Raw genomic sequence first — 10598 nt, 5'->3', positions numbered from 1 at the left:
CGCACCCGGCGACGAACCGACTACGCCGTACCGGTCAGGTGCTCCGGGCGGACCGGTGTCTTCGTGAGGTCGAGGCCCGTCGCGTTCCGGATCGCCGCCAGGACGGCCGGAGTCGATGACAGGGTCGGGGCCTCGCCGATGCCTCGGAGGCCGTACGGGGCGTGGTCGTCGGCCAGTTCGAGGACGTCGACCGGGATGGTCGGGGTGTCGAGGATGGTGGGGATCAGGTAGTCCGTGAAGGAGGGGTTGCGCACCTTGGCCGTCTTGGGGTCGACGACGATCTCCTCCATCACCGCGATGCCCAGGCCCTGTGTGGTGCCGCCCTGGATCTGGCCGACGACCGACAGCGGGTTGAGCGCCTTGCCGACGTCCTGGGCGCAGGCCAGCTCGATGACCTTCACCATGCCCAGCTCGGTGTCGACCTCGACGACCGCCCGGTGCGCGGCGAACGAGTACTGGACGTGTCCGAAGCCCTGCCCGGTGCGCAGGTCGAAGGGTTCGGTCGGCCGGTGCCGCCACTCCGCCTCGACCTCGACGGCCTCCTCCCCCAGGACGTCGACCAGGTCGGCGAGGACCTCGCCGGCGTCCGTGACGACCTTGCCGCCCTCCAGCAGCAGCTCGGCCGTGGCCCAGGCGGGGTGGTAGGAGCCGAACTTGCGGCGCCCGGCCTCCAGGACCTTCTCGCGGACCAGCTCGCAGGAGTTCTTGACGGCGCCACCGGTGACGTACGTCTGCCGGGAGGCCGAGGTCGACCCGGCCGAGCCGACCCGGGTGTCGGCGGGGTGGATCGTCACCTGGGTGACGCCCAGCTCGGTGCGGGCGATCTGGGCGTGCACGGTGACGCCGCCCTGGCCCACTTCCGCCATGGCCGTGTGGACCGTGGCCACCGGCTCACCGCCGACCACCTCCATCCGTACCCGGGCGGTCGAGTAGTCGTCGAAGCCTTCGGAGAAGCCGACGTTCTTGATGCCGACCGCGTAGCCGATACCCCGGACGACGCCCTCGCCGTGGGTGGTGTTGGAGAGGCCGCCCGGCAGTTGGCGTACGTCCGCCGCCTCGCCCGCCGCCAGCCACTGCTGCTCCGGCGGGAGGGGCATCGCCTTGACGCGGCGCAGGAGTTCGGCGACCGGGGCCGGGGAGTCGACGGCCTGTCCGGTGGGCAGCAGGGTGCCCTGTTCCATGGCGTTGAGGCGGCGGAACTCGACCCGGTCCATGCCCACCGCGTCGGCGAGCTTGTCCATCTGCGCCTCGTACGCGAAGCAGGCCTGGACCGCGCCGAAGCCGCGCATCGCGCCGCAGGGCGGGTTGTTGGTGTACAGCGCGATGCAGTCGATCTCGACGTCGTCGACGACGTATGGGCCGGCGCCGAGCGAGGCCGCGTTGCCGACGACCGCAGGCGAGGTGGAGGCGTACGCGCCGCCGTCGAGGACGATCCGTGCCTTCAGGTGGGTCAGCTTGCCGTCCTTGGTGGCGCCGTGCTCGTAGGTGAGCTTCGCGGGGTGCCGGTGGACGTGGCCGAAGAAGGACTCGAAGCGGTTGTAGACGATCTTCACCGGTTTGCCGGTGCGCAGGGCGAGCAGACAGGCGTGGATCTGCATAGACAGGTCCTCGCGTCCGCCGAACGCGCCGCCGACCCCGGACAGCGTCATCCTGACCTTGTCCTCGGGCAGGCCGAGGACGGGCGCGATCTGGCGCAGGTCGGAGTGCAGCCACTGGGTGGCGATGTACAGGTCGACGCCGCCGTCCTCCCCGGGGACCGCGAGGCCCGACTCTGGGCCCAGGAACGCCTGGTCCTGCATGCCGAAGGTGTACTCGCCGGTGACGACGAAGTCGGCGCGGGCGCGGGCGGCTTCGACGTCGCCGCGGACGATCGGCTGGCGGTGGACGATGTTCGGGTGGTCGACGTGGGGGAAGTGGCGGTCGGTGCGGTGCTCGTGGATGAGGAGTGCGTCCGGCGCGGTCGCGGAGGCCTCGTCGGTGACGACCGGCAGTTCGCGGTACTCGACCTTGATCTTGGCGGCGGCGCGGCGCGCGGTCTCCGGGTGGTCTGCGGCGACGATGGCGACGGGTTCGCCGTGGTGGCGGACCTTCCCGTGGGCGAGGACCGGGGTGTCCTGCACCTCCAGGCCGTAGTTCCGCACGTCGGTCGGCAGGTCGTCGTACGTCATGACGGCGTACACGCCGGGCAGCGCGAGGGCCTCGGCCGTGTCGATGGACACGATCTCGGCGTGGGCGACCGGGGAGCGCAGGATCTGGCCCCAGAGCATGTCCTCGTGCCACATGTCGGACGAGTACGCGAACTCGCCGGTGACCTTGAGGGTGCCGTCGGGGCGGAGTGTGGACTCGCCGATGCCGCCCTTGGTCTTCGAGCCCTGGGTGACCTTGGTGGGCGTCCCGAGGGGAGCGTTCCTGCCAGGCATGTCAGACCGCCTCTCCCTGTCGGGCCGCCGCCAGCCGGACCGCGTCCATGATCTTCTCGTAGCCCGTGCAGCGGCACAGGTTGCCCGACAGTGCCTCGCGGATGTCCGCGTCGGTCGGGTTGGGGTTCTGCTCCAGCATCTCGTCGGCGGCGACCAGCAGACCGGGCGTGCAGAAGCCGCACTGGACGGCTCCGGCGTCGATGAACGCCTGCTGGATGGGGGCCAGTTCGGTGCCCTCGCCGGTCTGGGAGTCGGTGGCCGGGGAGTCGGTGACGCCCTTGGGCTGCCACTGCCTGGCCGCGTCAAGTGACGTACCACAGGCACCCGTTCCGCAACTGCCGTGCGCCGCACGCTGTTTGGCGTAGTCGGCGAGCCCTTCGACCGTGACGACCTCGCGTCCTTCCACCTGGCCCGCCGCGACGAGGCAGGAGCACACCGGTACGCCGTCGAGGCGGACGGTGCACGATCCGCACTCGCCCTGTTCGCAGGCGTTCTTGGAGCCCGGCAGACCGAGCCGCTCCCGCAGGACGTAGAGCAGGGACTCGCCCTCCCACACGTCGTCGGCCTCCTGGGGCCGTCCGTTGACCGTGAAACTGACGCGCATTACGCGACACTCCCCTTCTGATGGGTCTGGCCGTCAGTGCCGCGGTACGACTCCCAGGTCCACGTGAGCGTGCGCCGGGCCATCACGCCGACCGCGTGGCGGCGGTAGCTCGCGGTGCCCCTGACGTCGTCGATGGGGTTGCAGGCGCCCGCGCACAGTGCGGCGAACTGCTTGGCGGCCGACGGTGTGATGATCTTCCCGTTGTCCCAGAAGCCGCCTTCTTCGAGTGCCGCGTTCAGGAACTCCTCGGCGGCCTTGGCCCGGACGGGTGTGGGCGCCGCCGAGCCGATCCCCGTACGGACGGTCCGGGACTCGGGGTGCAGCGCGAGCCCGAAGGCGCAGACCGCGATGACCATGGCGTTGCGCGTGCCCACCTTGGAGTACTGCTGGGGCCCGTCCGCCTTCTTGATGTGGACGGCGCGGATCAGCTCGTCGGGGGCGAGGGCGTTGCGCTTCACACCTGTGTAGAAGTCGTCGATCGGGATCAGCCGGGTCCCCCGGACGGACTCGGCCTCGACCTCCGCGCCTGCGGCGAGGAGCGCCGGGTGGGCGTCACCGGCCGGGGAGGCGGTGCCGAGGTTGCCGCCGACGCCGCCCCGGTTGCGGATCTGCGGGGAGGCGACCGTGTGCGAGGCGAGGGCCAGGCCCGGCAGCTCGGCGCGCAGGTTCTCCATGATCCGGGTGTAGGAGACGGAGGCGCCGAGCCGCACGCTCTGCTCGCCGGTCTCCCATTCGTGCAGATCTCCGATGCGGGTCAGGTCGAGGAGGTACTCGGGCCGGCGGTGGTCGAAGTTGATCTCGACCATCACGTCGGTGCCGCCCGCGAGAGGCACAGCTGTGGGGTGCTCGGCCTTCGCGGCGAGCGCCTCCTCCCAGCTGGCGGGGCGAAGGAAGTCCATGACCGGCTCTTTTCCTCTTCGTCGCGTACGTGGGTGCCAATGGCTCGTTCATGCGCTGTTCACGTGCGGTGAAGCCAGTACACAGGGCTGTGCTCCGCCGAGGTCAGTCACGGAAACCATGAAGGAGTTGGCTGGCCAGGGCAATCGTCTTGTAGATTCGTATGAACAGGGGCCATCGGTAACCTCTCCGATTTTCCCTGGAAACAGTGATCGCCGCGCAGGCGGAAAAGCGCGGCTCTCGGACAGAACGGCGGCGACGAGAATGCGGCTGCGCGCACTGCTGGACACGGACGCGCTGGGCCTCACGCTGCTCGGCGGCGAGGACGAGCTGGACCGCACCGTGCGAGGGGTGATGACCACCGACCTCAGGGACCCCAGCCGCTATCTCTCGGGCGGCGAGCTGGTGCTGACCGGCCTGGCGTGGCGCCGGGACCCGGCGGACTCCGAGGCGTTCGTACGGCTCCTGGCAGGTGCCGGGGTCGCGGCCCTGGGCGCCGGCGAGGCCGAGCTGGGGAACATCCCGGACGACCTGATCGCGGCCTGCGCCCGGCACCGGCTGCCGCTGTTCGCGGTGCACGAGTCGGTGGCGTTCGCGTCGATCACCGAGCACGTCGTCCGGCAGGTGTCCGGGGAGCGCGCCGGCGATCTGGCGGCGGTCGTGGACCGGCACCGGCGGATGATGACCTCGGGTCCGGCGGGCGGCGGCCCCGACGTCGTCCTGGACCTGCTCGGCTCCGACCTCGACCTGCGCGCCTGGGTCCTGTCCCCGGCCGGCCGGCTCATCGCGGGCTCGAAGGTCTCCGGGCCCGCCCCGGCCCCCGACGTCTGCGCGACGCTGGCGGCCGAGCACCTGGCGGCGGCCCGCACCGGCAGACGCGGACCCCACCGGGTGGCGGTGGGCGGCACGGCGTACTCCCTTTTCCCCGTCCGCGGCAACAGCCGTACCGCCGCCGATCAGGGCGGCTCGCGGGACATGCGCGAGACCCTGCTGTCCGACTGGCTGCTCGCCGTCGAGGCGGACGCCGGGGACTGGCCTGCGGAGCGGCTCGATCTGCTCCAGGGCGTCACCCAGCTGATCGCGGTCGAGCGCGACCGGCGCGACGCGGCGCACACGGTACGGCGGCGGCTCGCGCAGGAGGTCCTGGAACTGGTGCAGACGGGCGCGGCGCCCGCCGAGATCGCGGCCCGGCTGCGGGTCGCCGCGCCGGTGCTGCTGCCCGGCCTCGGCGCGGCCCCGCACTGGCAGGTCGTCGTGGCCCGCGTGGACTGGGCCGGCGGCGAGATCGAGGGCGGCCCGGTGGCCCAGGCTTTGCTGGAGGAAATCCTTGTCGACCCGCTGCTGACGGGCCCGGAGCACTCCGACCGGATCGCCGTGGCCCATACGGGGGACGAGGCGGTCGCCCTCGTTCCGCTGCCCGCGGTGTCGTCGGAGCATGACGGTTCGGAGGCGGGGATCCTGGCCGAGGAGCTGCTCGCCGCCGTACGGGACCCGCTGTCGGCGGGTCTGGACGACGACGGGCGGCTCACGATCGGGGTCAGCGCGACCGTGCACTCGGCGGAGGGGCTGCGCGGGGCGCTGGAGGAGGCACGGCACGCCCGCCGGGTGGCCGGGGCGCGCCCCGGCCGGGTGTGCGCGGCGGGCCATCAGGAGCTGGCGTCCCATGTGCTGCTGCTCCCGTTCGTCCCGGACGACGTCCGTCGCGCCTTCACGGCCCGGCTCCTGGACCCCCTGCGGGACTACGACCGGCGCCACCGGGCCGAGCTGATCCCGACGCTGGAGGCGTTCCTGGAGTGCGACGGCTCGTGGACGCGGTGCGCGGCCCGGCTGCATCTGCATGTGAACACGCTGCGGTACCGGGTGGGGCGGATCGAGCAGTTGACGGGCCGTGAACTCTCCCGCCTGGAGGACAAGCTGGACTTCTTCCTGGCGCTGCGGATGAGTTGAGCCTCCGGCGGCGGCGGGCGCCCGGGCAGGCGGGGCGTGCGGCCCTGGCACGCGCCGGGCGGCACCGACCGCGCGGCAACCGGGGCACGCAATCTTCCCCGACTTTGTGAATTCTTTCACCTACCCCCTTGGCCCGGCACCGGGATTCGTGCTGAGATGCCGCCACACTCAACAGCTCGATGGCGTGCTGGACCTGCTCCCCGGATCAGGTCGGTGTCGAGGCACAGTGCCTTACGTCGCCGGTGAGCGTGGCTTGGTGCGTGCAGCTGCAAGGCGGAGGAGGGCGTCGACGCGTGGGGGTCCCCCCGCGCGAGCGAAGCCGAGCGTGGGGGAGTCGGCAACCACGACAACGCCGCAGATGTGCGTGCCAAGCCACGCGACCCCGAGCTGATCCGAAGGACAGGACCTTGGGGAGGGCAACGTGGCGCATACCGCCATGTCTGGTTCCGGAACGACTTCTGGTGACGATCCACTCCAGACCGCGGTATGGCGGCTGCGCTCACGCGCCTGCTGGGCGGACGCGGCGGCGCTGCTCGACCCCGCCACGGCCGACGCCTCGCTCCAGCGGGCCGCACTGCTGGTGGAGCGGTGTCTCTACACCGAGCAGGGGTGGGGAGAGGCCGAGGACGCGCTCCGTACGGCGGAGGCGGTGGCCCAGAGCGATGACGAGCGGGGCGCGGCGGCGTGCGAGCGCGGGCAGTTGGCGTACGCGTCGACCCTTCTCGGCGTACGGGACCGCGCCGACGAGGCGCGGGCCGCGCTGGGCCGGGCGGCGGCGTTGATCCCGCCGGGGGCGTCGGGGCGGGCGGTGCTGGACTTCCGGCGGGGGCTGCTGGCCGAGAACCTCGCGCGTTCTCCGCAGGCGGCGCGGGCCGCGTACCGGCGTGCGCACGCGGGGGCCACCGCGCACGCCGATCAGCTGCTGCTGTCGTTCACGTGGCGCCATCTGGCCGGACTCGCCCTGCGCGAGGGGGAGTTGGCGGAGGCGCGGCACGGGTTCAGCGAATCGCTGCGGATCCGGGAGGAGTTGGGGTATCTGGTGGGGACGGCGCCCGCGTTGGCGTCGCTCGCCGATGCGGAGTCCGAGCCGGAGGCTTCGCGGTTGCGGGCCGAGGCGGGGCGGTTGTTCCGGCTGCTCGGGGGTGTACCTACCTGGCTGGCGCGGCAGTTGGCTCCGCCGGCAGCGTCTGCGTGACTGCGCCAAACCTGGTGGGGTAGTTCCGTTGTGTCGCGACCGCGGGTGCGCTGTGGCTTGTCGCGCAGTTCCCCGCGCCCCTCAGGTCGGGTCAGTGGGCGCCTGTCACATGGTTCCGTACCAGGGACTGGACTACTGCCGCGTCTCTCGCGGCCAAGGCGTTCAGCAGGGCCATGTGATCGTCCGCGTCCGCCATGAGGGCCGTTCGGCTCGTGTCGGCCTTCGTGTCCACCAGGGGCCATTGGGCGCGGCGGTGGAGGTCGTCGGCGAGCTGGACGAGTTGGGTGTTGCCGGCGAGGGACAGGACCGCCCGGTGGAAGGCGCGATCGGTCTCCGCGTAGGTGGCCCGGCAGCCGGTGGACGCCGCGCGGGCGGTCGCCTCGGCGAGGGGGCGCAGTTCCGTCCAGCGTTCGGCGGGGACCGTGCGGGCCAGGCGGAGCAGCACCGGGAGTTCGATCAGGGCGCGGATCTCGGCCAGCTCGGCCAGCTCGCGGGCGCCGCGTTCCACGACGCGGAAACCCCGGTTGGGGACGACCTCGACGGCGCCCTCCAGCGCGAGCTGCTGCATCGCCTCGCGGACCGGCGTCGCGGACACCCCGAACCGGTCGCCGAGCGCGGGGGCCGAGTACACCTCGCCGGGCGCCAGCTCGCCCCCGACGAGCGCGGTGCGCAGGGCGTCGAGGATCTGGCCGCGTACGGAGGACCGCTGGACGACGGACCGGGTCCGGGCCGGAGGTGTCTGCGCGGGGCCGGACCGGGCGGGGCGGGCCTGTTCCGTGCGAGGCACCGGGAGCGGCTGCTCACTGTGCGTGTGCTCGCCCCTGGCGGCGCCGACCGGCGCACCCGCGCCCGTGCCCGCACCCGCGGTGTCGCGTGCCGCCGGACCGCTCGTCCCGGGGCCCCGTCCGCGGTCCACGTCCGCCGCCGTGAGCTGCGGTGGAACGCGTACGGCGCCCGGACGGGAGGCCGGGGCCCCGGTCTCGGGCGAGCCGTGCGCGCCCTGTGGGCCGGCGTGCTGCACGGGGGCCTCCTCCGGGCTAGATGGCACCTTGACGGCACATGGGGTCATTGCGGCGGGTTGTTACTCGCCCGTCAAGCACCATAGGCGCACATTCCGTCAGTTCAAATCCCGATTCGGGTCCAGGTTCGGATCCGGCCGGGATCGAGGCCGGATCCGGTGTTAAATCCGGATCACATCACAGGCATGATGGGTAAGGTAAGGCTTACCTTTGACCTTCGAGCGAGCTATCGAGATGCGGTGGTCCCGGCATGTCCGCTCCCGTACAGACCCGGTCCGCCCTCGCGGACGCGTACGACCGGCTCGCCGAGGCCTACCCGAGCGCGGCCGTCACCGAACTGGACCCCGGACAGGCGCATCCGCGCGGCGCCGGATGGGTGCGGGCGGCCGGGCTCGCGGCCGGCGACGGCGACCTCGACTCCTTCCTCGACTGGGACGACGAGCAGGTACTGCGGGACTACGGGGAGCGAGGCCGCCCCGACGTCGTGGCCGGTTTCGGGCTGCACCGGTACGCGTGGACCGCGTGCCTGCTGATCACTGTGCCGTGGTTCCTGCACCGCAGGGTGCCCCGACTGCCGGTCGAGGACGTCTCCTACCACCGCACCGACGGACGCTTCAGCGTCCGCACCCGCGCCTTCGCCTGTCTGCCCGACGACCCGGCGGCGGTCCTGCCCGGCGCCCGGGTGGCCGATGACGAGGAGGCGCTGCGCACAGAGGTGCGGGCGGCGCTCACCGAACACCTGGAACCCCTGCTCGGCGGTTTCGGGCCGCGGATGCGGCGGCGCGGCCGGGCCCTGTGGAGCGTGGTGACCGACGACGTCGTGGAGGGCCTCCACTACATAGGACAGGTCGTCGGGGAGGCGGACCGCGCGCAGCGCGAGCTGGAGCTGCTGCTGCCGGGCTCGACCCGGCCGTTCGTCGGGTCGGCGGGCTTCCGGGAGATGACCGGGCCGGACGGTGCCGCGCTGCCCACGCGCGACCGGGCCAGTTGCTGCTTCTTCTACACGATCCGCCCGGACGAGATGTGCGACAACTGCCCCCGCACCTGCGAGAACGATCGCATCGCCAAGCTGACGGCCGCCGCCGCGAGTTGAGGCACCCTCAGTGACGGACCCCTCCCCCTGGGGCCCGTGGGGCGTGCCGTAGGATCCCGCCGTAAGATCACGTTCGTCTCAGGCTTCCCATGGTTACGGGCACTTCACAAGTTCCTCACTTTCCGCAGGAACTTTCCGTGGAACCACCCGTACGGGTAGTCTTATTCGAACTCAACTCCCGCCCCTCAAGCGGCAGTTCGAGCAGAATGTCGCCCTGAGCATCCCCTTGCACCTCCTTAGGCGGCCTCTTGCCCCGAAACCCCCTGAGGGCTGAGGGGATTGGGCCACTATGGCGGGCGTTACGCCCTATCCCAATGCAAGGGACCCCAGATGAGACTGACCGACATATCGCTTAACTGGCTGCTTCCGGGCGCCGTACTGCTCCTGGGCGTGCTGGCGGCGGTGGCGGTGCTCGCGCGCGGCAAGCGCTCCTCCGGGGGGAAAGCGAGCGAGGACGACTCGTGGGAGCGCACCGAAGAGCGCCGCAGGCGCAAGGAAGCCGTGTTCGCCACGGCGTCCTACGTCCTCCTCTTCTGCTGTGCAGCCGTCGCCGCAGCTCTTTCCTTCCACGGACTCGTCGGCTTCGGCGAGCAGAACCTGAACCTCACCGACGGCTGGCAGTACCTCGTCCCGTTCGGTCTGGACGGAGCGGCGATGTTCTGCTCCGTGCTCGCGGTGCGCGAGGCCAGCCACGGTGACGCGGCCCTCGGTTCCCGGATACTGGTGTGGATGTTCGCCGCCGCTGCCGCCTGGTTCAACTGGGTGCACGCGCCCCGGGGCCTCGACAACGCGGGTGCCCCCCAGTTCTTCGCCGGCATGTCACTGTCCGCCGCGGTCCTCTTCGACCGCGCGCTGAAGCAGACCCGCCGGGCCGCCCTCCGCGAGCAGGGCCTCGTACCGCGTCCGCTGCCGCAGATCCGTATGGTCCGCTGGGCGCGGGCGCCCCGTGAGACGTACAAGGCCTGGTCGCTGATGCTCCTCGAGGGTGTGCGCAGCCTGGACGAGGCGGTCGACGAGGTGCGCGAGGACCGGCGCCAGAAGGACCAGGCGAAGATGCGCCGCCGTGAGCAGGAGCGGGCCGAGCGCGCGCACCTCAAGGCGATCAGCCGGGGCCACCGCGGCCCGTTCGGCGGCGGCGGTGGCGGTGGTGGCCGGCAGCAGGTCGAGGTGGAGCGGGCGCCCGCCCAGGTCACCTCGGAACCTGCCATATCCACCGCGGAGCAGCTGCCCCTGCGCGCCCGTCACTCCCTTCAGCCCGTTCGTGGCAACAGTGACTCGATCACTGTCGATCTGACGGCGGAGGACGACACGATGGCCCTGCCCCGCCTGGACTCCCTGGAGCGCAAGCTCCGGGACCTCGAGCAGCAGTACGGCTGAGCCGTACCGCTGAACACGAGTTGAGCGCTGGTTGAGCGCGAACCGA

8 protein-coding genes are annotated in these 10598 nt (G+C 71.8%); 4 read left to right on the top strand and 4 right to left on the bottom strand.

The genetic code is table 11. The features are described from left to right. Nucleotides 1–20 precede the first annotated feature (20 nt). The 3 genes from STRTUCAR8_RS16910 to STRTUCAR8_RS16900 are packed head-to-tail and all read right to left on the bottom strand — an operon-like array spanning nt 21 to nt 3923. Nucleotides 21–2420, bottom strand: a complete 2400-nt coding sequence (locus tag STRTUCAR8_RS16910) for a xanthine dehydrogenase family protein molybdopterin-binding subunit (RefSeq protein WP_006377011.1) — start codon at nt 2418–2420, stop codon at nt 21–23. A 1-nt stretch (nt 2421) separates the two neighbouring features. Then, entirely contained in the window at nt 2422–3024 is a 603-nt protein-coding gene (locus tag STRTUCAR8_RS16905) for a (2Fe-2S)-binding protein (protein WP_006377015.1), read from the bottom strand. Next, on the bottom strand, nt 3024–3923 hold the full coding sequence (locus STRTUCAR8_RS16900; protein WP_006377013.1) for an FAD binding domain-containing protein: 900 nt from the start codon (nt 3921–3923) through the stop codon (nt 3024–3026). Before STRTUCAR8_RS16900 ends, STRTUCAR8_RS16905 begins: the two co-directional genes overlap by 1 nt. A gap of 262 nt (nt 3924–4185) precedes the next feature. Between STRTUCAR8_RS16900 and STRTUCAR8_RS16895 the strand changes: the two genes are divergently transcribed. Together STRTUCAR8_RS16895 and STRTUCAR8_RS16890 are read left to right on the top strand one after the other, a co-directional pair. Next, on the top strand, nt 4186–5868 hold the full coding sequence (locus tag STRTUCAR8_RS16895) for a PucR family transcriptional regulator (RefSeq protein WP_006377014.1): 1683 nt from the start codon (nt 4186–4188) through the stop codon (nt 5866–5868). A gap of 421 nt (nt 5869–6289) precedes the next feature. Then, nucleotides 6290–7063 carry a hypothetical protein gene (locus STRTUCAR8_RS16890; RefSeq protein ID WP_006377016.1) on the top strand — a complete coding sequence of 258 codons (774 nt, stop codon included), beginning with the start codon at nt 6290–6292 and terminating at the stop codon, nt 7061–7063. 91 nt (nt 7064–7154) lie between these two features. Here STRTUCAR8_RS16890 and STRTUCAR8_RS16885 read toward each other — a convergent pair whose 3' ends face one another. Then, nucleotides 7155–8084: a GntR family transcriptional regulator gene (locus STRTUCAR8_RS16885; RefSeq protein WP_006377012.1), complete on the bottom strand. Its 930-nt coding sequence runs from the start codon at nt 8082–8084 to the stop codon at nt 7155–7157. A gap of 248 nt (nt 8085–8332) precedes the next feature. Here STRTUCAR8_RS16885 and STRTUCAR8_RS16880 point away from each other — a divergent pair, with 248 nt between their 5' ends. Together STRTUCAR8_RS16880 and STRTUCAR8_RS16875 are read left to right on the top strand one after the other, a co-directional pair. Next, entirely contained in the window at nt 8333–9175 is an 843-nt protein-coding gene (locus tag STRTUCAR8_RS16880) for a (2Fe-2S)-binding protein (protein WP_006377010.1), read from the top strand. A 330-nt stretch (nt 9176–9505) separates the two neighbouring features. Next, nucleotides 9506–10552: a DUF2637 domain-containing protein gene (locus STRTUCAR8_RS16875; protein WP_006377009.1), complete on the top strand. Its 1047-nt coding sequence runs from the start codon at nt 9506–9508 to the stop codon at nt 10550–10552. Nucleotides 10553–10598 lie beyond the last annotated feature (46 nt).

The organism is Streptomyces turgidiscabies Car8, assembly GCF_000331005.1.
Classification (GTDB): domain Bacteria; phylum Actinomycetota; class Actinomycetes; order Streptomycetales; family Streptomycetaceae; genus Streptomyces; species Streptomyces turgidiscabies.
This window is presented reverse-complemented; position numbering and strand designations above follow the sequence as displayed.